Source organism: Snodgrassella communis (genome assembly GCF_914768045.1).
Classification (GTDB): Bacteria; Pseudomonadota; Gammaproteobacteria; order Burkholderiales; family Neisseriaceae; genus Snodgrassella; species Snodgrassella communis.
Map to the genome: position 1 here is coordinate 239,703 of NZ_CAJZCD010000001.1, position 25,884 is coordinate 265,586.

25 protein-coding genes and 1 tRNA gene are annotated in these 25,884 nt (G+C 45.1%); 8 read left to right on the plus strand and 18 right to left on the minus strand.

Going from position 1 to position 25,884, the window contains the following annotated elements:
* Positions 1–41: 41 nt before the first annotated feature.
* The 7 genes from mraY to mraZ form a co-directional block, all read right to left on the minus strand.
* Positions 42–1,127, minus strand: coding sequence for a phospho-N-acetylmuramoyl-pentapeptide-transferase (mraY, locus tag MJ761_RS01035; RefSeq protein ID WP_093091187.1), 1,086 nt, complete (start codon positions 1,125–1,127; stop codon positions 42–44).
* A 148-nt stretch (positions 1,128–1,275) separates the two neighbouring features.
* Positions 1,276–2,634 carry a UDP-N-acetylmuramoyl-tripeptide--D-alanyl-D-alanine ligase gene (locus MJ761_RS01040; protein WP_093091189.1) on the minus strand — a complete coding sequence of 453 codons (1,359 nt, stop codon included), beginning with the start codon at positions 2,632–2,634 and terminating at the stop codon, positions 1,276–1,278.
* Positions 2,635–2,658: 24 nt separating this feature from the next.
* On the minus strand, positions 2,659–4,137 hold the full coding sequence (locus tag MJ761_RS01045) for a UDP-N-acetylmuramoyl-L-alanyl-D-glutamate--2,6-diaminopimelate ligase (RefSeq protein ID WP_093091191.1): 1,479 nt from the start codon (positions 4,135–4,137) through the stop codon (positions 2,659–2,661).
* Between the two features lie 74 nt (positions 4,138–4,211).
* The gene (locus tag MJ761_RS01050) at positions 4,212–5,954 is read right to left on the minus strand and encodes a peptidoglycan D,D-transpeptidase FtsI family protein (protein WP_093091193.1); all 1,743 of its coding nucleotides are present in this window, start codon (positions 5,952–5,954) and stop codon (positions 4,212–4,214) included.
* 71 nt (positions 5,955–6,025) lie between these two features.
* Positions 6,026–6,298 (minus strand): cell division protein FtsL, encoded by a 273-nt coding sequence (gene ftsL, locus MJ761_RS01055; protein WP_093091195.1) that lies wholly within the window; start codon positions 6,296–6,298, stop codon positions 6,026–6,028.
* 24 nt (positions 6,299–6,322) lie between these two features.
* A complete protein-coding gene (rsmH, locus tag MJ761_RS01060) occupies positions 6,323–7,267 on the minus strand; it encodes a 16S rRNA (cytosine(1402)-N(4))-methyltransferase RsmH (protein ID WP_093091197.1) in 945 nt (314 codons plus the stop codon).
* Complete coding sequence (gene mraZ, locus MJ761_RS01065; protein ID WP_037404983.1) at positions 7,264–7,719, minus strand: division/cell wall cluster transcriptional repressor MraZ; 456 nt, start codon at positions 7,717–7,719, stop codon at positions 7,264–7,266. The genes rsmH and mraZ overlap by 4 nt, the downstream gene beginning before the upstream one ends.
* A gap of 287 nt (positions 7,720–8,006) precedes the next feature.
* Between mraZ and MJ761_RS01070 the strand changes: the two genes are divergently transcribed.
* The 3 genes from MJ761_RS01070 to MJ761_RS01080 all read left to right on the plus strand — a co-directional run bounded on the left by MJ761_RS01070 (position 8,007) and on the right by MJ761_RS01080 (position 11,273).
* Positions 8,007–9,158: a class I SAM-dependent methyltransferase gene (locus tag MJ761_RS01070; RefSeq protein ID WP_093091199.1), complete on the plus strand. Its 1,152-nt coding sequence runs from the start codon at positions 8,007–8,009 to the stop codon at positions 9,156–9,158.
* A gap of 96 nt (positions 9,159–9,254) precedes the next feature.
* Positions 9,255–10,184 carry a 5'-nucleotidase gene (locus MJ761_RS01075; RefSeq protein WP_093091201.1) on the plus strand — a complete coding sequence of 310 codons (930 nt, stop codon included), beginning with the start codon at positions 9,255–9,257 and terminating at the stop codon, positions 10,182–10,184.
* Positions 10,185–10,244: 60 nt separating this feature from the next.
* Positions 10,245–11,273, plus strand: coding sequence for an oxidoreductase (locus MJ761_RS01080; RefSeq protein WP_093091203.1), 1,029 nt, complete (start codon positions 10,245–10,247; stop codon positions 11,271–11,273).
* Between the two features lie 38 nt (positions 11,274–11,311).
* Here MJ761_RS01080 and ybaK read toward each other — a convergent pair whose 3' ends face one another.
* On the minus strand, positions 11,312–11,800 hold the full coding sequence (gene ybaK, locus MJ761_RS01085) for a Cys-tRNA(Pro) deacylase (RefSeq protein WP_093091205.1): 489 nt from the start codon (positions 11,798–11,800) through the stop codon (positions 11,312–11,314).
* A 72-nt stretch (positions 11,801–11,872) separates the two neighbouring features.
* On the opposite strand from ybaK, the gene MJ761_RS01090 reads away from it, so the two are divergent.
* Positions 11,873–12,223: a RidA family protein gene (locus MJ761_RS01090; protein ID WP_093091207.1), complete on the plus strand. Its 351-nt coding sequence runs from the start codon at positions 11,873–11,875 to the stop codon at positions 12,221–12,223.
* A 59-nt stretch (positions 12,224–12,282) separates the two neighbouring features.
* Here MJ761_RS01090 and argJ read toward each other — a convergent pair whose 3' ends face one another.
* From argJ to MJ761_RS01120, 6 genes are all read right to left on the minus strand, one after another.
* Entirely contained in the window at positions 12,283–13,500 is a 1,218-nt protein-coding gene (gene argJ, locus MJ761_RS01095; protein WP_093091209.1) for a bifunctional glutamate N-acetyltransferase/amino-acid acetyltransferase ArgJ, read from the minus strand.
* Positions 13,501–13,562: 62 nt separating this feature from the next.
* The gene (gene pssA, locus MJ761_RS01100) at positions 13,563–14,327 is read right to left on the minus strand and encodes a CDP-diacylglycerol--serine O-phosphatidyltransferase (protein WP_037405315.1); all 765 of its coding nucleotides are present in this window, start codon (positions 14,325–14,327) and stop codon (positions 13,563–13,565) included.
* A gap of 48 nt (positions 14,328–14,375) precedes the next feature.
* Entirely contained in the window at positions 14,376–15,557 is a 1,182-nt protein-coding gene (gene hflX, locus MJ761_RS01105; RefSeq protein ID WP_093091211.1) for a GTPase HflX, read from the minus strand.
* Positions 15,558–15,633: 76 nt separating this feature from the next.
* Positions 15,634–16,416, minus strand: coding sequence for a phosphatidylserine decarboxylase (locus tag MJ761_RS01110; protein ID WP_093091213.1), 783 nt, complete (start codon positions 16,414–16,416; stop codon positions 15,634–15,636).
* Positions 16,417–16,594: 178 nt separating this feature from the next.
* Positions 16,595–18,124 (minus strand): ubiquinone biosynthesis regulatory protein kinase UbiB, encoded by a 1,530-nt coding sequence (gene ubiB / locus MJ761_RS01115; RefSeq protein WP_093091215.1) that lies wholly within the window; start codon positions 18,122–18,124, stop codon positions 16,595–16,597.
* Between the two features lie 86 nt (positions 18,125–18,210).
* Positions 18,211–18,720 (minus strand): HugZ family pyridoxamine 5'-phosphate oxidase, encoded by a 510-nt coding sequence (locus tag MJ761_RS01120; protein ID WP_093091217.1) that lies wholly within the window; start codon positions 18,718–18,720, stop codon positions 18,211–18,213.
* A 328-nt stretch (positions 18,721–19,048) separates the two neighbouring features.
* Here MJ761_RS01120 and MJ761_RS01125 point away from each other — a divergent pair, with 328 nt between their 5' ends.
* Positions 19,049–19,594: a hypothetical protein gene (locus MJ761_RS01125; protein WP_093091219.1), complete on the plus strand. Its 546-nt coding sequence runs from the start codon at positions 19,049–19,051 to the stop codon at positions 19,592–19,594.
* 98 nt (positions 19,595–19,692) lie between these two features.
* Here MJ761_RS01125 and obgE read toward each other — a convergent pair whose 3' ends face one another.
* The 3 genes from obgE to rplU form a co-directional block, all read right to left on the minus strand.
* Positions 19,693–20,826, minus strand: a complete 1,134-nt coding sequence (obgE, locus tag MJ761_RS01130) for a GTPase ObgE (RefSeq protein ID WP_093091221.1) — start codon at positions 20,824–20,826, stop codon at positions 19,693–19,695.
* 176 nt (positions 20,827–21,002) lie between these two features.
* Positions 21,003–21,275: a 50S ribosomal protein L27 gene (gene rpmA / locus MJ761_RS01135; RefSeq protein WP_025331257.1), complete on the minus strand. Its 273-nt coding sequence runs from the start codon at positions 21,273–21,275 to the stop codon at positions 21,003–21,005.
* Between the two features lie 20 nt (positions 21,276–21,295).
* The gene (gene rplU / locus MJ761_RS01140; protein WP_093091223.1) at positions 21,296–21,604 is read right to left on the minus strand and encodes a 50S ribosomal protein L21; all 309 of its coding nucleotides are present in this window, start codon (positions 21,602–21,604) and stop codon (positions 21,296–21,298) included.
* Positions 21,605–22,561: 957 nt separating this feature from the next.
* On the opposite strand from rplU, the gene MJ761_RS01145 reads away from it, so the two are divergent.
* From MJ761_RS01145 to MJ761_RS01155, 3 genes are all read left to right on the plus strand, one after another.
* Positions 22,562–22,855 (plus strand): hypothetical protein, encoded by a 294-nt coding sequence (locus tag MJ761_RS01145; RefSeq protein WP_093091225.1) that lies wholly within the window; start codon positions 22,562–22,564, stop codon positions 22,853–22,855.
* 845 nt (positions 22,856–23,700) lie between these two features.
* The gene (locus tag MJ761_RS01150; protein WP_093091227.1) at positions 23,701–24,675 is read left to right on the plus strand and encodes a polyprenyl synthetase family protein; all 975 of its coding nucleotides are present in this window, start codon (positions 23,701–23,703) and stop codon (positions 24,673–24,675) included.
* 45 nt (positions 24,676–24,720) lie between these two features.
* Positions 24,721–24,795, plus strand: a tRNA-Arg gene (locus MJ761_RS01155).
* 33 nt (positions 24,796–24,828) lie between these two features.
* On the opposite strand, the gene MJ761_RS01160 is transcribed toward MJ761_RS01155, so the two are convergent.
* On the minus strand, positions 24,829–25,884 hold the full coding sequence (locus MJ761_RS01160; RefSeq protein ID WP_218060192.1) for a nucleoid-associated protein: 1,056 nt from the start codon (positions 25,882–25,884) through the stop codon (positions 24,829–24,831).

A 25,884-nucleotide genomic window follows, 5' to 3' on the forward strand; every position in this document is an offset into this window, starting at 1 on the left:
CAATATCAATCAAGATACTATCTATTATATTCCTGTTACCACTAACGAATTTTCAGCGAAGACAATCCTACCAATACCAGAATCATAGTAATAATCCAGAAACGTACAACAACTTGCGTTTCTTTCCAGCCTTTCTGCTCAAAATGATGGTGAATCGGCGCCATCAAAAAAATACGCTTGCGCCGTAACTTGTATGACCCTACCTGTAACATGACAGACAAAGCTTCAACCACAAATAAGCCACCCATAATCACCAGCACAATTTCCTGACGCACAATCACCGCAATTGTACCCAGTGCTGCACCCAGTGCCAACGCACCGACATCGCCCATAAATACTTGCGCCGGATAGGCGTTAAACCATAGAAATCCCAGACAGGAACCACAAACGGCAGCACAGAAAATCATCACTTCATTGGCACCGGGCACATGCGGCAGCTGCAAATAATGGGCAAATTCAGCATGGCCGCTAACATAGGCGAAAATAGATAAACCGGCAGCCACCAACACTATTGGAAAAGCAGCCAGTCCATCCAAACCATCAGTCAGATTGACTGCATTAGAAGTACCAACAATCACAAAATAAGTCAGAACCACAAAGCCAATACCACCCAGCGGATAAGTAATTTCCTTGAAAAATGGCACAATAAAAGTAGTTGTTGAGCTTAAGTGTGCAGCATAAAACAGCACCAGACCGGCAATCAGCGCCACCGCGGACTGCCATACCATTTTAAATTTAGCCGAAACACCGTGCGGATCCTTATAGACTACTTTTTTCCAGTCATCATAAAAGCCCAAAGCACCAGTACTCAGCATCACCAGCAAAAGTACCCAGATATAAGGATTAGCCAAATTGCCCCATAATAAAGTTGTTACAGTAATGGCCATTAAAATCAGCGTACCGCCCATAGTCGGCGTACCCGTTTTGATCAGATGAGTTTTAGGACCATCATCGCGTACGGCCTGCCCCACCTTGAGCTGGGTTAATTTACGAATCATCCATGGCCCGAATGCCAGACTCAAGCCCATAGAAGTGAGTGCCGCCATCACAGCACGAAAAGTAGTATATTGAAATAAATGAAAACCATTTATCCAGTAATGAAAAAGTTCTGCTAACCACAACAGCATGGTTGTTTTCCCTTGCCACGGACAAAGCCATGACGGTTAATCTGATAATCACTGCTGCCCGAATGAAAACAGTCATTCAAGGCAGCCTGAACCGCACAAAACGGTATTCTAAGTTGTTCAATCCAGCTTGACGATAACTATCTACAGCTTATTCTTGCGTCAATGCCTGTACCACATCTTCCATATGCATAAAACGCGAACCTTTCACCAGAATAGTAGCCGTCTGCTGATCCCATGCACGTAAATCGTCAATCAGCCTGCTTCTGTCCTGATAAAACGCTTCTGCAACGCCATAAGCTTCTGCCGCATACTGACAATTGTCACCGATAAAAAAAGCAGCCTCTATGCCACGCTTTCTGATATAAGCACCGACTTCAGCATGTAAAGCAGGAGCATTACTGCCCAGTTCACCAATAGCACCCATAACAATAATCCTTGGCGCCGCAAATGCAGCCAGAACATCAATAGCAGCCTTGAACGCATCCGGATTGGCATTATAAGTATCATCAATCACAAGAGCACCATGAACACCGCGTTTCTGTTGCAATCGACCCTTAGCATTTTCAAACTCATTGAGTCCGCGCAAAGCCGTCAAAGGCAAACCGGCTGCCAGCGCCAGTGCACAGGCAGCCACAGCATTGTGCACCATATGCAATCCCGGCACCGGCACCTGTAAATTAATTACCCCTTGCGGGCTATGCAAATCAAAACAGATACCTAAAGGCTGCAAGACAATATTTTCAGCATGTACATCACCCTGCTCCGTACCAAAACAGATATAACGCTTATCACGTAAAGCAGCAATGCAAATAGCAGACTGACTATCATCAGCAGGAACAAAGCCAATTCCATCCGCACCCAAACCCTCATAAATTTCACTTTTAGCACGGGCAATATCAGCCACATCTGCAAAACCACAGCCGATATGAGCACGCAAAGCATTATTAACCAGCGCATAGTCCGGACAGGCCAGACTGGTTAAATAACCCAGTTCACCGGCATGATTCATACCCATTTCAATTACCGCATAGCGGTGTTGTGGCTGTAGCTGCAACAACGTTAATGGCAAACCAATATGATTATTGAAATTGCCTGTAGTGGCCAGAACAGCTTCGTTGCCGGCATAATGACGCAAAATAGCCGCCAGCATTTCCTTTACAGTGGTTTTACCGGCCGAACCAGTAATACCAAAAACCTGCAATGCCGGATTAACCGCCATTCGCCAAGCGTGAGCCAGCTGCCCTAATGCCTTCTCAGTATCTGCTACTACCAGACAATGCGCCTTATTTTGACAGTCATCCCGACTGACAATACATAACCGAGCACCTTGAGCCAATACCTCATCAATGAAATCATGACCATCAAAGCGTTCACCCTGAATCGCGACAAACACATCGCCCGGCTGAATCTGACGGCTGTCAATAACCACCCGCGTTACCTGCTGATTAGCGACAGACAACACCTGTCCAAAAGCTTGATAAATAAAATCCAGATCTAAATTGAGCATGTTCTACCAACAGTTACATAGACATCAGGTGCGTTGACGCAAAGCAGCCTGAGCCACTTCAAAATCAGAAAAATGCTGCTTTTGACCACCGATATCCTGATAGGTTTCATGACCTTTACCCGCAATCAGCACAATGTCACCAATTGCTGCATGTTGCACAGCATAGTGAATCGCACTGCCACGGTCTGCCTCAACCAGCACCGGCGCCTTAATTGCCGGTAAAATATCAGCAATAATTGCCTGCGGATTCTCCGTACGTGGATTATCACTAGTTACCACCACACAATCGGCTCCGGCATCAGCTGCTGCCCCCATTAATGGTCGCTTACCCGCATCACGATCCCCGCCACAACCAAAAACACACCACAAATGTGCACCGGCTGGTTTGATTTCCTGTAAAGTAGCCAACGCCTTTTCCAGCGCATCTGGCGTGTGGGCATAATCAACAACCACCAATGGCTGTTTATCCCCCATCAGACAATCCATACGTCCGGTAGCCGGATGAATCTGCGGCCAGACAGCAAGCACATCATCAAAAGCAAAGCCATTGGCACACAATACACCAACACAGGCAGCCAGATTCTGAGCATTGAAGCGCCCGAGCAAACGCGTATGCACAACACCTTCACCCCACGGTGTACGTAAATGTATCTGCATACCATTGGCAGAGGCCTGAAACTGATATATATGAATATCGGCCTGTGCATGAAAGCCATAAGCCAATATAGTTAAATGTGAACGAGCACGGCGCAAATCCTGCCACAACTCATAGCCAAATTCATCATCGATATTAATAACAGCATGTTGCAGGCCAGACCAGTAAAACAATGAAGCTTTACATGCCCCATAGTTCCGCATACTATGATGATAATCCAAATGATCACGGGTCAGATTAGTAAATACCGCACTGGCAAAAGGCACACCAACCACACGACTTTGATCCAAGCCATGACTAGACACCTCCATGGCCACAGCTGTCGCATCCTCTTGCACAAACCGGCGCAGCCATGTCTGATTGGCAACCGCATCCATAGTCGTATTAACACTGTCATGTAACTGTTGCCAGTAGCCATTGCCTACCGTACCCATAATGGCACATTTTTTCCCAAGAATATCAGCAGCCTGTGCCAGCCATTGTGACACCGAAGTTTTACCATTGGTTCCAGTTACACCCCAGATGGATAGATCCCTGCCCGGATAGTCATAACAGGCAGCAGCCACCAATCCGGCACGCTGACGCAAATCCACTACAGCCTCATTTGCTACCTTCCAGCTAGCCTGCCACCTGAACCGACCATCATCATCCCAGAATACAAATACAGCACCCTTATCAATAGCAGCCTGAATAAAATCGCGTCCATCAGCGTATTCACCCTGACAGGCCACAAATACATCGCCCGGCTGTACCTGTCTGCTGTCAACCCGAAGAGTACGACCCGCAACCAGTGCACGAGTTTGAGCACTTAAATGATATTCTGCTAAAGGATTTTTCAGGGAAAACATAACACAGCCGTTTCGAACATTTCTATCAGATACAAACAGACAGACAATCTGTGCAAGCACAGATTGTCAGAAGATTAATGCCTTTCAGAATGCAAACCAGTCTTTACCGGCTTTGTAGGCGAGACACCCAGTACATTCAGCGTACCCGCCATAACATCATGAAATACCGGGCCAGAAACCGGACCACCATAATAACCATTAGTAGTAGGATTCTGAATATTGACAGCCACAATCACACGCGGATTATCCGCCGGTGCAAAACCAATAAATGTAGCCATATGCTTAGAATCAGAATAACGCCCGTTTACCAGCATTCTTGCCGTACCAGTTTTAGCTGCAACATCATACCCATCTATAGCACCCTGCAAACCAGTACCACCAGGCTGAGTAACAGCAATCATCATATGGCGCACTTCCCGCGCTGTTTTGGACTGAATAATGCGTTCACCTTGTGGTACCTTGTCCAGCTTAAGAAAGCTCACCGGCAATAACTCCCCATCATTGGTGAAAATAGTATATGCCCGCGCCAGCTGTAGTAAACTCATCTGAATACCATAACCAAAAGACATAGTAGCCTGCTCAATCGGGCGCCAGTTATGCCAGTCACGCACCACCCCCGGTGTTTCCCCCGGAAAACCCGAATGCATCCGGTGGCCAAAACCAATAGAAGTATACAAATTGTACATTTCTTCCGGCGTAAACATCGCAGAAATCTTACTTGTTCCCACATTAGACGACTTCTGAATAATGCCACGCACATCCAGATAAGGATAATTATGCGTATCCCGCACCGTAGCCGGCCCGATTTTATACGGCATAGTATTGAAACCCGTGCCCGGCCTGATTTTGCCGCTATCCAGCCCCTTAGCAATAGTAAACGGCTTCATTGCACTACCCGGCTCAATCATATCAGTAACAGCACGGTTACGCCGTGCATCGCTTTCAGCCGCACCCGGATTATTAGGATCATAACCCGGTGAATTAACCAGTGCGAGAATCTCACCGGTTTTACCATCCAGCACAACTACCGAACCAGCCGAAGCAGTGTGATACTGCATTGCCTTATTTAAAGATTCATAGGCAATAGACTGAATACGCTGATCTATTGACAGCACCATATCGGCACCATTCTTCGGTGCCTGATTACGCGGTGAATCCAGACTATCAACAATATTACCTTTATTATCGCGCAGTACAACCTTAGCTCCGTCAACCCCATGCAGTATACTTTCACGCGACAGTTCCAGCCCCTCCTGCCCCTTACCATCAATATTGGTAAAACCAATAATATGAGAAAAAACCGATCCCATCGGGTAATGACGTTTACTTTCATGTTGAAAGGCCAAACCTTTAATATTCAGCGCAGCCACCTTTTCTGCAATCTCTGGCGACAATTGCCGTTTCAGATAAATAAAATCCTTATTGCGACTGAGACGGCTTTTAATCGTAGACACCGGTACATCAATCAAAGCAGACAACTGTTGCAGCTCAGAATCAGCGGGCATCTGCTCCATAGCCGAAGGCACTGCATATAAAGAATCTGCTGGTGCACTGATAGCCAGAGCAGCCCCATTACGGTCAGTAATCGTGCCACGGGTAGCCACCAGAGGCAGAGTACGAACAAAGCGCTGATCACCCTGCTCTTTCAGAAATTCATGCTTTTCAGTCTGCAAATAAATACCACGTCCGATTAACATAGCAAATGCCATAGCCAGCGTACCCAGCACCAACACAATTCGCCCGTTGCTTGTCACAGGCTTAGCCTGTTTCACCTCACAGGGGAGCATACGCGGCTTATAATCGTTTTTAATTAACATAGTAGTTTGTTCCACTGCCGGATATAACTGCCCAAAAGCAGCATTCCATTATTCTCTGCCCGCGCATATCATCATTTAACTGTCTGCGGTGCAGCCAGCATCTGCGTTTCGGCCAGTGCTGGCGAATGCAAACCCTGCCGTGCTGAAGCATCCAGAATCAACTGATGATTAGATAACCTTGCCTGCGCTAACTTTAAACGACTGAAATCCTCATTCAGAAGATTTTCTCCTTTTTGCGCCTTATCCAATGCAATAAAAAACTGGCGCGAACGATCCTGTACTGTTACCACAGCAAAAGCTGAAGCCAGCACCAACAAAAGCAAAATAATGTTGATTTTATTCATAATCAACCAACCATAAATTTTTATCTAACAACAGCGTTCTGCCACACGCAATACTGCTGAACGAGCACGCGGATTGGCTTCAATCTCAGCCGAAGTGGGCTTTTGCGCCTTGCCTATCAAACGCAGCGGCGGCTGCTCACGATCAGCCTCCTTAACTACAGCCCAGCGCGGTAAAGGCGCCGGCCGACTGTATTGCTGCATAAAACGTTTAACAATACGATCCTCAAGCGAATGAAACGAAATCACTGCCAGCCTGCCACCAGCCACCAAACAATCCATCGCCTGTGGCAGCACAGCCGTTATTTCTTCCAGTTCACCGTTAATAAAGATACGAATGGCCTGGAAGGTACGTGTGGCCGGATCCTGGCCGCGCTCACGAGTACGGACGACTTGCGCCACGAGGCGCGCCAGCTGGCCGGTTGTGGTAATCGGCATTTCTTCCCGCTGTTCCACGATTGCGCGTGCAATCTGGCGACTAAACCGCTCTTCACCATAATTTCTAATCACCTCATGTATAGCCTGCTCTTCAGCAACTGCCAACCATTGGGCTGCCGACTGTCCACGCGTAGTATCCATACGCATATCCAGTGGCGCATCAAAGCGAAAACTGAAACCACGGCCAGCCTCATCAATCTGCGGGGATGAAATACCCAGATCGAACAACGCACCATTTATCTGCCTGATACCCAGCTGCGCCAATGAGCGAGTCAGTGCACAAAAACCCTCGTGCACTACCAGCACCCGCCCATCTTGCTGTGCCAGTTGCTTCGCCACAGCTATCGCCTGCGGATCCTTATCAAAAACAACCAGCCGGCCATCAACGCCCAGCTGCGACAGAATCAGGCGCGAATGACCGCCACGGCCAAAAGTTCCATCAACATACACCCCAGCGGGCTGCACCTGTAAACCAGCAACTGCCTCATTCAAAAGAACAGTTACATGGCCGCCATTACTCATCAGTTCACTCATAATTGCAGTTGAGTCTTGCCCAACTCTGCTGCCAGCATGTCTTCATCCATATCCAGTGCGGCATTATTCTGTTCTTCCCACAGAGCCCTACCCCATACCTCAATGCGATTGGCACGACCCACCACATAAACCTCACGTTCAAAATTCACCAAACGGCGCAAATGCGCCGGCAACAATACCCTGCCGGCACTATCCAGCTCCATCGTATCCGCATTATGCAACAGCAAATTCTGATAAGCCTGCAATACCCTGTTACCCGCCACAGGCAGCTGCAATAACTGCGCTTCCACACTGCGCCATGATGACTCAGGATACAACAGCAAATGTGTGCGCTTTTCCAGTGTAGCCACCAGAACCGGAGTGAAATGACGCGCCAGCAAATCGCGAAATTTAGCCGGAATGGCTAGTCGCCCTTTACTGTCTATACTCAACTCGTACGCGCCGCCAAACATCATTCAGCTCCAGTTCACCGTAACGGGATTATCCCCCACTTTGCCACACCTTTACACACTTATTCACACTATAAGGCAATTTTGCATACAGGGTCAACGTAATCCAGTCAAACTTTACCTATATAGAAAAGCAACTGAAAGCATAAAACACAATTATTTCAACACATTAAATTACCATTCATCCAAACCAGATTATCTGTGCCTTTTGCGATACTTTATCCGGGCAGACACAGATTAAAATCAACGTTTATAATGACTTCCTCTTTACAATTTTCACCGTCTATCCCATGGATCACTTACCCAGCCCTGAAAAATCTGCCCTAGCCAGCTCTCAGACATTGACAGCACTTATTCAGCAAAAAATCCAGCAACAGAATAACTGGCTGTCTTTTACAGACTATATGCAAATGGCGCTTTACACACCCGAGTATGGTTATTACACCGGCGGTGCACAAAAATTTGGCAGGGATGGTGACTTTATTACCGCACCAGTATTGACACCACTATTCGGCCACACACTGGCACAACAACTGAATGCACTATTACCCCAAACCGCAGGTAACATTTACGAATTTGGTGCCGGCACCGGCCAGCTGGCCGCATCTATCCTGCCAGCACTGCACCACAGCCAGCTTCAACACTACTACATCATCGAACTATCAGCAGAACTGGCGCAGCGCCAGCGTGAATACATTCATACCCATGCCCCTGCGCAGGCAGATAAAGTTACCCATTTAACCCAGTTACCAGCACAATTTGATGGCATACTGCTCGGTAATGAAGTTCTGGATGCCATACCAGTACCGGTTTATCAACGTCATGGAAATCAGATAGCAGAAATGGGCGTCAGCTGGCTGGACGGCCAATTAAAATGGCAACCCCGTCCCCTTAACAATCCGGCTGCACAACAGCAGATACTGCAAACCTTCCCCGCAACAGCAGAACCCTATCAATCCGAACTGCATCCACAACAATATGCATTCATCGCCACACTGGCGCAAAAACTGCAACGCGGAGCCATGATCTGGATTGATTATGGCTTTGATGCAGCACAGTATTATCACCCGCAGCGCCGGCAAGGTACCCTGATCGGACATTACCGCCATCACACCATTCATAACCCCTTTTACTACCCCGGCCTAACCGACCTAACCGCCCATATCAACTTCACCCGCATTGCCGACGCCGCAATCGATAACCATCTAGACTTAATTGGTTACACCAATCAGGCAACATTCCTGCTCAATCTGGGCATAACCGAATTACTGGCACAAACCGGCAAGCCAGAAGATACAGCCTACATCCAGGCAGCCTCAGCCTGCCATACCCTGCTCAACGCACATGAAATGGGCGAATTATTTAAAGTTATCGCATTTGGCAAAGATATTGATATTGACTGGCAAGGATTTATACATGGAGATTTGTGTCATAAATTATAAACAAACCAATTACAGAAAAATCTTACTTGCAAGCATATAAACCCTTATTATCTACAAACTACAATTAATTCTAACAGCAGGAGCATATAGAAAATAATGGCTTATGATCTAACCAAAAGACTAGTAATAGGATTGGCTTCAAGTGCATTATTTGATTTAGAAGAATCAGATCAGATTTTCAGAACCGAGGGAGAGCAGAGTTACCGAAAGTACCAGAGAAAAAATGAAAATAAACCACTCGAAAAAGGAGTTGCATTCCCTTTTATAAAAAGACTTTTGTCATTAAATTCATTAAATGATGAAAATGGAGCTCTTGTAGAAGTAATATTATTATCAAGGAATGATCCAGATACTGGCTTGAGAGTGATGAACTCAATAGAGTATTACAATTTAAACATTACCAGAGCTGTTTTTTTGCAGGGAAAGTCACCTTTGCCTTACATACCCGCTTTCGATATTGAGTTATTTCTATCAGCTAACAAAGTTGATGTGCGTCAAGCGACAGTAGCTGGTTATCCTGCTGGTATGGTAATGAAAGGAAACATAAAAGACGATATTAACGACCATGAGCTAAGAATCGCCTTTGATTTCGATGGTGTAATTATTGATGATGAAGCTGAAGCAATCTACCAGCAAAATGGGGATTTAAAAAGTTTTCATGAGAATGAGAACATAAAACGAAATATTCTTCATAATCCAGGGCCATTAAATGAATTTATTTGCAGACTAGCGCATATTCAGAAAATCGAGCATTTAGAACTATCTCAAAATCCTAAATATCAACCAATTCTTAAAACAGCGCTCGTCACAGCCAGAAACGCACCGTCACATACAAGAGCTATTAACACTTTAAGAGAACTAGGAATAGAAATTAATGAAGCTTTTTTTCTTGGCGGAGTAGAAAAATATAAAGTATTAGAAATTATACGACCACACATTTTTTTCGATGACCAGATGAACCATTTAGAAAAAGTAGCACAAATACTACCTTCGGTACACATTCCATTTGGCGTGACTAATCCTTAAAATATGCTGATAATTAAGTAAATTTTCGAGGTTACTGAATACATAAAAAAGGAAAAAGCCATGTCATTATTATTATCTCCAGTCACCATTGGCAATCTGTCGCTGAAAAACCGCGTAGTTATGTCGCCGATGTGTATGTATGAAGTAAAAAAGGAAGATGGAATAGTTACGCCGTTTCATTTTGCTCATTATGGCGCGCGAGCCATTGCCAATGTTGGTCTGATTATTATTGAAGCGACTGCTGTACAGCCAGATGGGCGCATTACTAAGTATGATTTAGGTCTGTGGGACGATAAGCAGACAGAAAAATTTAGCCAGCTGGTAGATTCATTACATTATCTGGGCAGTAAGGTTGGTGTCCAACTGGCTCATGCCGGACGTAAGGCAGTTGATGCACAACAGCCGGTAGCACCGAGTGCCATCGCTTTCAATACCAATTCAATAACACCCAAAGAACTTAGCCTAGATGAAATCAAACAGATCCGGACAGATTTTGTGGCTGCAAGCAGGCGTGCGCAACAGGCTGGTGTAGATGTTATTGAAATTCATGGTGCTCATGGATATCTGATCAATGAATTTCTGTCACCACTGAGTAATCAGCGCGGGGATGAATATGGCGGTTCGTTAGCGAATCGATATCGTTTGCTGCACGAAATTGCCACTGATATGCGCGCACAGTTCTCCGGTTCATTGTGGGTACGTCTGTCTTTATCCGATTACGACCAAAGTGGTCAGCAAAACAGTATTGCCGACTGGCAGCAAGTATGCCAGTGGCTTGAACGAGATGGTATTGATGTATCCACCGGTGGTGTTATGGATTATGCCCCCGATTTGCCACTACATGGCGGTTATCAGACACCGTTTGCTACTGCCATGAAACAGGCCGTGAATATTCCGGTAGCGACAGTAGGCTTACTGGATAGTCCGGATCTGGCTGAATATATCCTGCAAACCAAGCAGGCAGACCTGATTCTGGAAGGACGGGTATTATTACGCAACGTCAACTGGCTAGCTGATGCTGCACGGCAGTTGCACGACCATCATTATCAGCCTTTCAATGATTCTTACCAGCGCGGGCAAATGAAATAAGATTATCCGGTCTGTTCAGTAATAATAAATTCTCTTTATTATTCTATTTCTGTTGCCACCTGCACGGATTGCGGTTGCAAACAAGACAGATACTGTGGCTGCATCTGTACCAGAAAACCGCGCTTACCGCCATTAATATAAATCAGTGGCAAAGCATAAATACTTTCCTCCACATATACCGGCAGCCCGGCCTTATTACCAAACGGGCTGGTACCACCTACCAGATAACCCGTCCATTTATTGGCCTGCTGCGGGCTGGCCGGTTCTATATGCTTCATACCCAGCTTTCTTGCCAGCTGTCGTGTAGAAATATGCCGGTCACCGTGCATCAGTACAATCAAACCTTGCTTGTGTTCATTTTGCAGCACAATGGTTTTAATCACTGCATGTTCGTCCACGCCCAGTGCTAACGCCGATTGTGCCGTTCCTCCATGCTCAACGTAAGTATATTCACGAGGTTCAAACGGTATCTGGTGCGCACGCAAAAAACGGATAGCAGGAGTTACTGGAAATTTACTTTTACTCATCACTTCACCTCATCAATTCAGGCAAGGACAACTGTGCTAACATCATTGTTTTACTACTATAAGAGCCTGTACATGAGTATCGAATTTTACCAGAGCGGTAACCGCCTTGCAGAAGCCACCATTGCCAATGGTCTGATATTTCTCGCCGGACAGGTACCCACTAATGAGGATGCCGACATCACCGCACAAACTGCCAATGTTCTGGCACAGATAGATACTATTCTAGCTGCCTGTGGCAGTGACAAACAGCATATCTGCGAAGCAGTTATATACCTGAGCGATATGCAGGAATATGCGGGCATGAATCAGGTATGGGACAACTGGGTTACTTCTGGTAAAGCACCGGCAAGAGCCTGTGTTCAGGCTGTTCTGGCTAATCCAAAATGGAAAGTGGAAATCAAACTGACTGCGGTACAGAAATAATCCAGCTGAAACAATAAACCCGCCATAACAGCGGGTTTATTTTTGAGTAAGCTAACTAATTAGCTACGGTAATCAGCATTAATCGCCACATACTCTTTGGATAAATCACAGGTATAAATTTTCGCCTGCGCTTCAGCTCGTGCCAAATCAATTGTCACGGTTATTTCATCCTGTGCCATTATTTGCTGACCAGCCTCTTCTGTATAGCTGCTGGCACGCCCACCTTTTTCTGCCACCAAAACATCACCCAGATATACTTTAATTGCTGCTACATCAAGATCAGCGATTCCTGCATAGCCAATAGCACACAAAATACGCCCCAGATTGGGATCACTGGCATAAAAAGCGGTTTTTACCAGTGGTGAACGAGCAACTGCATAACCCACTTGCCGCGCCTCAGCTTCTGTCAGCGCATGACGTACATCAATAGTAATAAATTTAGTTGCACCTTCACCATCGCGCACGATAGCCTGCGCCAGCTCCAGTGCCAGATCAGCCAGTACAATTTTCACCGCAGCATAATTCTTGCTGGACATAGAAACGATTCGACTTAATGAAGACTTACCCGTAGCCACAACCACAAAACTGTCATTCGTAGATGTATCGCCATCCACAGTAATCGCATTAAATGTTGTGGCCGCCACCTCTGCTACCATTTGTTGTAACAGTGGCTGGGCTATAGATACATCAGTAAACACAAATCCGAGCATAGTGGCCATATTCGGATGAATCATACCCGAACCTTTGGCAATTCCGGTAAAGTGTACCTTATGCCCATCAATATATACGGTACGGCTGGCCATTTTGGGCACAGTATCGGTAGTCATGATTGCGGCCGCAGCCTGCGGCCAGTGCCCAACTTTAACTTTTGGTAATGCTGCTACAATTTTATCTACTGGCAATGGTTCAAGAATCACCCCAGTAGAGAATGGCAGTACTTCTGAAGCTTGGCAGCCAATCTGTTGTGCTACCTTTTCACAAATAAACTCTGCATCTGCCAGCCCCTGCTGGCCGGTACCGGCATTGGCATTACCGGTATTAATCACCAGTGCACGTACTCCTGTACCGGCCGCCAAATGCTGCTTGGCAATCTGCACAGGTGCCGCACAAAAACGGTTTTGTGTGAATACAGCGCCAATGCTGTTTACACTATTAAGTACCACCAAAGTTAAATCATCGTGTTTTGGCTTTTTGATTCCAGCCTGACCAATGAAAACCTGCACACCATCAATAGCCAGAATCTGTTTATCACTCGGTACAGATAAATTAACTGCCATAAATATTCTCCTTTATATTGAATGCATCAGCTTATTTTTTTACAACGCTAAATAAGTCCTCATCACGATTCTGGCTGAAATTTACGTTTGGTTAGCACGCGCCAGATAAACATCACATAGCCAGATAAACTATAGAGTAGGAAAAATGTAAACAACACCACCGATGGTTCCCATGTCACCACCAGCAGGAAGATTACAGCCAAAATCATCACAAAAAAAGGTACTTTGCGGTAAACATTAATTTCTTTAAACGACCAGAAAGGTATCTGCACTACCATAGACAAACCACCAAACAGGGTAATAATCAGGCAAAGCCAGTTTAAATGAGGTAAGCCGTGAAACGTATGACTTACCCAGATCAGACCAATCACCAGAGCAGCAGCTGTCGGGCTGGGAATCCCGATAAACCATTTTTTGCTTACCTTGCCAATCAGAGTATTGAAGAGTGCCAGCCGCAAAGCCGCACAGGCACAGTAAATAAAGGCTACTGAATAGCCAATTTTACCGAAATGAAATAACTGCCACTTATACGCAACCAGCGCTGGTGCTACGCCGAAACTCACCATATCTGCCAAACTGTCCAGCTGCTCACCAAACGCACTTTGGCTATTGGTTAGGCGTGCAACCCGCCCATCCATTCCGTCCAGCAGCATAGAAATAAACACTGCTATCGCTGCAATTTCATAATGACCATGCATAGACTGAGTAATCGCATAAAAAGCCGCAAACAGCGCAGCCAGCGTAAATGCATTCGGCAACAAATAAATACTGTTGTCACGTAGCCGCCGGCGCCGGCTCGGACGATTAGGACGATTATGTTTAATCATATTAGCTTGTTCTTGTGTCATCTTTAATCAAATCCTCGGTAGGCAGCATTAACTACCAACCTGTTCATCATGTCTTACATGCTTAAAGTTAGCCAGTTCAATCATGGCCGTACGCAAATCAGCCAGTCCACTACCATCTTGTACTGAAATATAAACTGCCTGTGGACGGCCTCGTGCATCACATACGATACCCTGTGGCCGTTGCGCAGCAGCCAGTTTGTCAATTTTATTATAAATAATCAATTGTGGTATGTTTGCTGCATTAATTTCTTTCAGCACCGCATTCACATCATCGATTTGCCGTTCAAATTCCGGATGAGTAACATCAACCACATGTAACAGCACATCAGCCAGCGCAGTTTCTTCCAGCGTAGCTGCAAAAGCAGCCACTAGACCATGCGGCAAATCACGCACAAAACCTACTGTATCAGACAACAATACACTTGTCTGATCATTCAGATACAGGCGACGCACCGTATTATCCAGCGTAGCAAACAGCTGGTCTTCCGCCACTACCTGTGCCTTAGTCAGGCGGTTAAACAAACTGGACTTACCCACATTAGTATAGCCTACCAGTGCAAAAGCAGGCAGCATACCCTGATTACGGCTTTTACGTTGTGTTGCCCGCTGCCGCCGTACTTGCTGCAACTGCTGGCGTAAACGGGTGATTTTCTGCCTGATAAGGCGGCGATCGGTTTCCAGACGTGTTTCACCCGGCCCGCGTAACCCTATCCCCCCGCGCTGGCTTTGCAAATGCCCATAACCCCGTATCAGCCGGCTGGACAAATGCACCAGCTGTGCCAGCTCTACCTGCAAACGTCCCTCCTGACTACGCGCACGCCGTGCAAAAATAGCCAGAATCAAGCCCACCCGATCCAATACCCGGCATTGCAGCAACCGTTCCAGATTACGTTCTTGCGTTGGCGTCAGCGCATGATTGAATACCACCAGATCAATCTTAGTCTCAGCTACCTGCTGCGCCAGCTCTTCAGCCTTGCCCTTGCCCACAAACAATGCACTATCCGGCTGCTGGCGTTTACAAGTCATCACGCCCACCAGTTCAGCCCCACTGGCACGCACCAGTTCCTGTGCTTCAGCCAGTGCCGACTGAAACAGCGTTGTACGGCGCTCAGCCACAACCGGAAAATCCTTATCCAGCATGACACCTACCAGCAACACCCGTTCAGCTGCCTGTTGGGCAGTCAAACTGGCTTTAGCAATTTCACTCATAAGCTATCTGATTAAATAACAACAGGCTGCCTGATCCCGAAAAGGAGCAAACAGCCTGTATAACAATAAATAATATTTATTCCTGTGACAGGACATGCTGTGCAGCTAGCGCTGCCCGGTCGGTGGCTTCTTTCACCATATCAGCCTGTTCTGTTGTGTTGTCCACAGAATTGGCACCATTTTCTGGCGCAGAAGTGGCAGCCGGCGGCGCATGTAAGGGCAAAGTAGCCAGAACTGTACTACTGGCTCTTACCTTATCACCAATTGCTACCAGCGCAGTGGCATCTTCAGGCAGATAAACATCCACACGCGAACCAAAGCGGATAAGACCATAACGATTACCGCGATGCAATATATCGTGTGCATTAACATAACACAGGATACGCCGTGCCACCAGACCGGCAACCTGTACAAAAGTTACCGGCCGGCCAGTCTTTGTTACCGCCAGCACCGCATTACGCTCATTTTGCACACTAGCCTTATCCATTGAAGCATTCAGAAAACTACCCTTAAAATAATCTACCCGCTCCACCTTACCATCAATTGGACAGCGATTGGAGTGAACATTAAACACATTCATGAACACACTGATTTTCAGCGCATTAACACCACGATATGGGTCAGTAGTTTTTTCCAGCACAACAATCCTTCCGTCTGCCGGGCTTAATACATCTTCCGGCCCCGTGGGAATATCACGTGCCGGGTCACGGAAAAACTGCACCACAAATACTGTCAGTGCCCATAACGGCAGCGACCACCATCCACACCAGATAGCCGTTAATATGCTCAGCACCAGACTGCCGATAATAAACGGCCAGCCTTCCTTTGCAATCAGAGGGTAAGGATACACACGCGACACAAGACTACTCCTTTACAGATGAGATACTGCGGACAGGCCGCCACATAGAAACAATGACAAAATTATAACCTGAAATCTGTCTTTTGAAATACTGCCTATAACTTTAAGCAGATTTCACAATACCAGCAATATGGTCATGAATACACACCACAACTTTGGGTTACGCAGGCAGCAACTATCATTTAAACAGAAAAATGGCCAGCATCACCAGCGCAATTACCGCCAGCCAGAAATTCTGCTGTCGCTGGGTACGCAGTAAATGAACATAGGCATCACGCCATTGCAGATGCTGCCTTTCATCTACCAAAGCATTCAGCTTGCGTGGCAGAACTGGCAGCATCTGAGCCCAGTCCGGAGCTTCCTGCCGTATCGCTTTCCACAGAGCTTTCAAACCAATCTGGTTATGCATCCAGCGGGTTAAAAACGGTTTGGCTGTCGCCCATAAATCCAGCTCGGGATCAAGCTGTCGCCCCAGTCCCTCAATATTCAATAACGTCTTCTGCAATAACACCAGCTGCGGCTGAATTTCAACATTAAAACGGCGACTGGTTTCAAATAACCGCATCAGCACCATACCAAAGGAAATCTCAGCCAGCGGCTTATTAAAAACCGGTTCACATACTGCACGTACCGCTGCCTCCAGCTCCTCCACCCTTGTGTCTGCCGGTACCCAGCCAGATTCCACATGCGCCACTGCCACCCGATGATAATCGCGATTAAAAAACGCCAGAAAATTAATCGCCAGATAACGTTTATCGTAATCAGTCAAAGTGCCAACAATACCAAAGTCCAGCGCAATATAACGACCGTCATCCGCCACCATAATATTTCCCGGGTGCATATCCGCATGGAAAAATCCATTATCAAACACCTGAGTAAAGAAAATTTCTACCCCATAGCGAGCCAGCTGGCGTAAATCAATATTTTTCTCACGCAGCCTGCCCAGACTGGTAACAGGAATACCATCCATCCACTCAATAGTCAGTACTTGGCGGGCACAAAAATCATAATAAACTGCTGGAATAATCAGCATCGAACTATTACTGAACTGGCGTCCGAGCAAACTGGCGTTGGCGGCCTCTCTCATTAAATCCAGCTCATCATGCAGATAATTCTTAAATTCAGCCACCACCTCGCGCGGCTTCAGCCGCTTGCCATCAGCAAACAGCCATTCCACCCAGCGCGCACCCATAGCCATCAGCGCCAGATCCTGATCAATCACTGGAGCAATATTCGGACGCAACACCTTAACTGCTACCTTCTGACCAACACCACCATCTGCATTAAACAGATAAGCTTCATGTACCTGCGCAATAGAAGCACTGGCTACCGGCTGCGGATTAAAACGGGCATAAATCGCCTCCAGTGGCTTACCCAGCTCACTTTCAATAACCTTAATTGCCACATCGCTGTCAAACGGTGGCACACGGTCTTGCAACAGAGCCAGCTCATGAGCATAATCAGGCGGTATCAAATCTGGCCGCGTAGATAATACCTGCCCAAACTTTACAAAAATCGGCCCCAGACTCTCCAGCGCCAGACGCAAGCGCACCGCCGCCGATAACTGCCGGTATTTGCGACCACGAGGCATCATGGATACAAGCCTTTGTAACCATAACGACCTTATATGCACTTGCACCAGATCTAGCAAACCATATATATAAATCGTCTGGATAATTACCCAAATTCGTTTAGGCCAACACCACATGAATGCCGCTCCGGTTTATCCAAATAAAACGACTATTGTACGGGATTTTATTCCCCTTTACCGAGCAATAGCCGCACCTGCCGGTATCACTCTGTTTTAGCATTCTTTTCCGTTAACTGTACCGCACCGGCCACATCTCCCGGCATAAACACATAAGCACGCCCGAAACCGGTTACCAGACGCGCTTTTTCCAGTTGCAGGCGAAACAGCATAAAATCCGGCAACTCGCCCAGCACATCTACCGTTTTGCCTAGCTTAGCTTTCATCGTCTGCAAAGCCGCAATACCATCAGTAGTATCTTTTTCAATAGTGGTTACCGACACCGTGTAATTTAGCCGCGCACGGGCAAATATATTGCGAGCAGAAGCTTCATCTTCAATCAGCATCACATTCGCCTGCTGCTGCCGCTGTAAATTCTGCGTATGTAACGACAATCCCGACAACAACACATACAGACAACCATCATGCTCGGCAAATGGCGCATAGCTCGCTAGTGGCACCCCATCCTGTCCTACTGTAGCCAGAACCAGAGAATCTAACTGCTGTAGCCGTGTTACGGCTGCCTGAAGTTCAGCTATATCATGTTGCTCGCTCATATATCTATTCCTAAATCGGATTAACCATATCAAATATTAATGATAATAATTTCCATCTGAAAACTCAAACACCATTTATATACTCTGCACCACCCATCATTGCCCGCAAAAACATCCATACCCAACAATACAGATAAAAAAATAATTCTGAATCAATTATAAACATAAACAACTGATCTAAATCAACATATCTGCCATCCGTCAGCCCATTTTACAGCGGCAATAAAAACATATTAAATATCAACAACCCAAAATTTAGGTAAAATCACCAGCCGGCCTCCACTAACCCTTTCAAATCGACTTAACCAACCAGCAGTGGTACAGCATCATGACTAAACAGCATAATCAAACAACAAAACAACCCCAGAAACATCCTCGACCATTTAAGCAGCGACTGCTCAAACTGGTATTATTCTGCGGTTTTCTGATTCTGTTTATCTTCCTGCAAGCCAATCTGGACAGCAGAACAGCCGAAAACCGCAAACCTTGGCACTCAGATTTCACCATTGCCGCATTTGAACCAAATGGCTCCTTTCTGGCCTTACCCTATTCCTATGTCCAGCAGCATTCACTGGCTAAAACTACCTTTCTGGCCAAAAAACCAGACGGCAGCAAACAAAAGAATGACAACGATACCTTTAGCTACAAAGTTGTACAGCAAACAGCGCAACAACAACTGATCCAAACCAGCTTGCGGACATCCCGCAGCATAACTGTTGCCACCTATCAAGCAACAGCCAGCACTGTTACACCCATCAAATCCACTGCCTATACCGTAGAACAGATATCCATAGCTGCAGTATTGGCCTTAATCAGCGTATTAATCTTACAGTTTTTATACCGGCTTTTACGCCGTCGCATTTCTCACCAGTAAGCAAATTAAACTTTTCCTTTCACATATCTCCTGCCTTATTCAAACACAAAAAAGCCACCTGTAACAGGTGGCCAAACAAACCATACCAATTGATTGAATTATTCAGGCTGAATCAATCCGTTTGCAGTTGACGTCACTGCTGCAACTGGCTCTACTGCCTGCTGTTGTGCCTGTAATTTATGCCGTGCATCCAGATAACGCTGAATAGTCTGCATCAGCTCCTGCGTACCCTGATGTGCCAAAGCACTGATTTCAAAAACACGTGGCGTTGTCAGATCAAATTCAAACTCATCATTTGGCTGCGGATAATCCCAGCCGATATCGGTCAGAAACTGAGCCACACGGGCAGCGCGCTCATCCTCAGCCAGCATGTCTATTTTATTCAACACCAGCCAGCGTGGCTTATCGTGTAATGCCTCATCAAAACGGCGCAGCTCCTCAATAATCGCCAGCGCCTCAGCCGCCGGATTTACATCCTCATCAAAAGGTGCCAAATCCACCACATGTAACAACAATCCCGTACGCGACAAATGTTTCAGAAAACGATGCCCCAAACCGGCACCTTCGGCTGCACCTTCAATCAATCCGGGAATATCAGCCATCACAAAACTATGATTATCATCACTACGCACCACCCCCAGATTCGGATGCAAAGTCGTAAACGGATAATCAGCCACCTTAGGCCGCGCTGCTGAAACCGCACTAATCAGCGTAGACTTACCGGCATTTGGCATACCCAGCAAGCCCACATCAGCCAGTACTTTTAATTCCAGCAGCAAACAGCGTGCCTCACCCTCTTCACCGGGTGTTGCCTGTTTTGGCGCGCGATTAACCGATGACTTGAAGTGAATATTACCTAAACCGCCCTTACCACCTTTAGCCAGACATATCCGTTGGCCATGATGCGTTAAATCGGCTACCACCTGCTCCGTATCCACATCACGAATCAGCGTGCCTACCGGCATCTTCAGCTCAATATCATCAGCACCACGTCCATAGCGGTCAGAACCGTGACCTTTTTCACCATTTTTAGCCTGATAACGTTTAACAAAACGATATTCCACCAAAGTATTGATGTTTTCATCAGCCACCGCCCAGATACTGCCACCTCTGCCACCATCACCACCATCCGGACCGCCCTTGGGCACAAATTTTTCGCGGCGGAAGCTGGCCGCACCATTGCCGCCACGGCCGGCAACTACCTCGATTTTTGCTTCATCAATAAACTTCATATCATTCTCAGTCTGCAATATTTATGCCCGGGCAGACAAAAAGCGTACTGCCCATGTGAAAGCGTCATAGCGTGATTATAGCTAAACTACAGCACAATAGTGCTGACTATTCACCACAACCGGCTTTACAACAAAAAAGCCCTGCCAGACAGGCAGGGCTTAGTATCAGTAAAAACTTACTCGTCTGCGCCAGTATACGGACGCACACTTACCGTTTTACGGTTCAACGCACCTTTTACGGCAAATTCCACATAACCATCCACTTTAGCGAATAAAGTGTGGTCTTTACCCATACCTACATTTTCACCAGCGTGAAAACGGGTACCGCGTTGACGAACAATAATTGAACCAGCCGGAATCAACTCATTACCAAAAGCTTTAACGCCTAAGCGTTTGGCTTCTGAATCACGACCGTTGCGGGAGCTACCGCCTGCTTTTTTGTGTGCCATTCTGTTATTCCTTCACTCAATTAGGCAATCGCCACGATTTCAATCTGGGTAAAATTCTGGCGGTGACCTTGACGTTTCTGGTAATGTTTACGACGACGCATTTTGAAAATGCGTACCTTATCGTGACGGCCATGGGCAACCACTTTAGCGGTTACTTTCGCACCTTCAATAAAAGGCGTACCCACCTTCACCGCTTCACCGTCAGCAATCATCAAAACTTCATTCAGTTCGATCTGGCTGTCGAGTTCTGCTGGTATCTGTTCTACTTTTAATTTTTCGCCAACGGTAACTTTATACTGTTTACCGCCGGTTTTTACGACCGCGTACATACTCAACTCCAATAGGAATTCAATTAAAAAAACAAAAACTAAATTTCCGCACAAAAACGGAATTGGCAATTATAACAATCACTGATTTTACTGTCAAAACAGTAAATAAAATATCTTTCTGTCTGTATAGAACTGAAACAATATATATACATATAAAGACTGCAATCCGAATATATCTATCTTTCCACTATCAGCATCACACCTGCCAGTAAACCGCCTTACTAACAGCCAGTTAAGAAGCAGTAATCAAACCTGTAGCAATGACTTCATCAATAACACTCAGCACTATAGGCATCTGCATAAGACTTCCTATCTGCAACACTGGCTAAGCTTAGCGTACTGTTCAAGCAAAAATCATGGCCACAAATTCTTGCTGATTAATCGAACATCCAACAACCGGCTCCACACTATAAATAACTAACTTTATTAATCTGAAAACCTTATCCTAAAATACAGCCAATACACAAAAAAACCACAAAAAATTTCTTTACGAACACAGAAATTTGCAAAAAGCAATTTAATGCCAAAAAAAGTCAATAAAAACCTATTTTATTATTAATTATGACATATTTAAGCAATAAAATAACAAACAAATCATTCAAAACCAAGAATTACACACACCAAACCCATTCAGCATTTATCTATAAACTAATACTAACTATAACTTAGTGCTTGAATTAACATTGATTAGCAAATTTAAAATAGTATCAATAGCAGACAAGCTGAAAACCAGCTAGATACAAGGCTGAAATAAATTTCATCTCTAATTTCATAACAATCAATCGACATAAATATTAAAATCAAAAGCATAAAAAAAGGCCAATCGAAAATATTTAATCTCCAGTTCAGCAAAATTTCCTCTCCTAAACTAATGTCATTTACACAACCTATTGAAAAAAATTAGACTTTATTTGTGTTAACATAAATTTTCCTTAATAAATCAATTTAGGAAATAAAATGAAAAAATTAGCCGTACTTTTTACATCTTTGCTTTTAGCCCTTCCCGCCAGCAGCTTTGCCGGTAATTCCAATGTAGGCATAGTTCACCCTATCGGTGATGTTAATTTACCTATTGCCAAACCGATTGAGATCACTTCTCCTTGGTTATTAGTTGAATCAAAACCCATTTTGCATATTCTGTACATTTGTACTTGGCAGCGTGCTACCATCAACATTAATGGCACCACCAAAATAGAGAAACAAACACATCTTGGTCTTGGCAGCTGTATACACACCATGCCCAAAAACTAAACGGCATTTAAATACCCATATCAAACTCCTTATTCGTAAGGAGTTTTTTATTGACCGTAGCATTTCAGACTGGCTACACCCGATTTGCACAATCCAGCCAGATTATCTGGTCTCAATCATTGAAGAACACCAAACAGCAACATACTTTGATTACCCAAAAACATTTACATAGCTATATACATACAAATCTGATAGTGAACTTATCCGCACAAACTTAGCTACAGTAAGCGCACAGCAACATTTTTACCTTACCAACCTCACCTGCCAATACATTAATCTTTATATATACCGGTAGACAAAAGCCGCCATTAATTGCATACAGAAAAATAACCACACCAAATATAATCTTGACCGATTTCGTCTCTGCATCCCCTTACAGCAATATTGAAGCCATCGCCAAAAGCACAGCAAACAGCACAATATCCAGCGTAATACTAGAAAAACCAATATCTGTAGCCATAAACTTATATTGATACCAAAAACATTATTCACACGCCCTAATCCATTAGCAAAAATACACGCACTGTCTGTACCGGACAAAATCAGCTACCTAACTAGCATCAATCCAGCAGCCATACGTTACCAAAGCAAGCAACATACTCACCTAGAACAACTGCAATTTGATCAACCAACTGACTCACATATATCTACAGACATAAAAGCCTACTGCGCATTCAATCTTCAGCACCTTACTGCGGCCACAGAATCCATCTGAATTAACCCAATCTAACTTTTCTCTTTCCTAAATTGATTTCAAGTATAATAATAGACAATAGTGCCCAGCAGTTACGAGCACATATGGATTAAATCACATCACCAGTACCAGTTGCAGAAACCTTAAACACATGCTTGAAAACCTGCCTTATTTCCAAAAACACCTGCCAGAAGACCTAAACCGAGTTGATGCAGTAATCAACCGAGCTGTCGAATCTGAAGTTGTCCTGATTTCTCAAATCGGCCAGTACATTATCAGCGCCGGCGGAAAACGTCTGCGCCCGATAATCACCATTCTTGCCGGTAAGGCACTGGGCTACAATGAGGATCCACTGTTTTCACTGGCAGCCATGGTGGAATTCATCCACACCTCTACCCTGCTGCACGATGATGTAGTAGATGAAAGCGACCTGCGCCGTGGCCGTGAAACCGCAAACAACCTGTTTGGTAATGCCGCAGCCGTACTGGTAGGTGACTTCCTCTATACCCGCGCCTTTCAGCTAATGGTAGGTTCCGGCAGCCTGCGTATTCTGGAAGTAATGGCCGAAGCCACCAATATCATCGCTGAGGGTGAAGTGATGCAGCTGATGAATATTGGCAATATCGACATAACCGAAGAACAGTATCTACAGGTAATCAAATACAAAACCGCCAAATTATTTCAGGCCGCAGCACAGGTGGGCGCCATACTGGCCAAGGCTACCGAAAAACAGGAACTGGCACTGAAAAACTACGGCACTTATCTGGGCACAGCATTCCAGATTATCGATGATGTGCTGGATTACGCCGGCGATGTAGATACCATTGGTAAAAACGTTGGTGACGATCTGGCCGAAGGTAAGCCCACCCTACCGCTGATTTACCTGCTCAATCAGGGCAGCCCTGCCGCCGCTGCTGATGTGCGCCACGCACTGGAGCATGCCGACCGCAGCTATTTCGACAAAATTCACCATCATGTTATTCATTCAGATGCATTGGCCTATTGCACCGAACAGGCCAAAAAAGCAGTAGATGCCGCCATTAACTGCCTGAATGATTTACCAAATAACGATACCACACAGGCCATGCGTGATTTAGCATTGGCATCTTTAGCCCGAATCTCTTAAAATAGCGGGCTATGGCTGATTCCAACCATAGCCCTGTTTTTCAGTCTCGCCGTAGTTCAACGGATAGAACACATGCCTCCTAAGCGTGTGATACAGGTTCGATTCCTGTCGGCGGGACCATTTCCCCAGACCCGGTTACTACACGCTAAATAATCAGTTTTCTTCCTGATAATAAATCTTATAAAACTTACGCCCATCACCATCTCTACCTTTTTCAATCATATCTTTGCCACCGTGAATATAGATATGAAAATTTTTATCCAGCTTCACTACACTCTTAAAATACCTCTCCTGTTTTTTTACTGCTTTCGGAGAAATATCAAAGTTCTTAACCGGTTCTAATTGCGTTTCCTGCGCATAATTCTGACTAAAATCTTGATATTTCTTAATTAAATCATCTTTTGCAAACACCTGCTGCTCAAATTCCTGTAAATCAAACTGTTCATTATTTTTAAAATAGTCCACAGAACGATTAAGTAAATCTATTTTTTCCGACTTACTGGCTTCATCATCAGCATCCATGGTTTGAGCTATAAATTGCTTGGCCGTTTCCATAATATATGTCGTCTGATGAAATTCGTTATTGATTGGTTTAATACTTAGAAAATCTTCTGTCCAGTACTTGGCTTCTGCACGTCTGTTAGTGTTATCCACAATGGCAATCAGATAGCCCTGTTCCCGATGCAGATTAAAAATTAGGCAACCTTTATCCAGCTTCTGAATACTTAAGCCTTCAATATCCGCCAAATCGTAACCAGTTTGCTTGTCTTCAACTTTAAGAATTTTCTGCTTATTTTCAGATTTAAAGATACCAATACAATCCACTAATTCATCATCAACTGTACAATCAGCAAGATAAAATACCCCTAACTCACCAGCTTTGATTTGCGGGTGGTTACTTTTCTCATACAGATAACGCCCCATATTTTTAGACTGATTGATAAAACTATCAATATCAGTGTTCTCAAACATGGCATTGATAATGGTATAAACTGGATTAAGCTCCAAATCGGGAAAAAAATGAAACTGATACAATTCATCAAATTTGAAATTAGAAGTGATTAACTTATTAAAAGTATCTTCCACATTCGTATAATCGCTTAACTCATCACACAGGCGTACACCATCCGCAGTACTTTTATTACCAATACTGTGTATAATTAATCTACTAATATTTCCAAGAACAAATTTCGGCATAAATTCAAACAT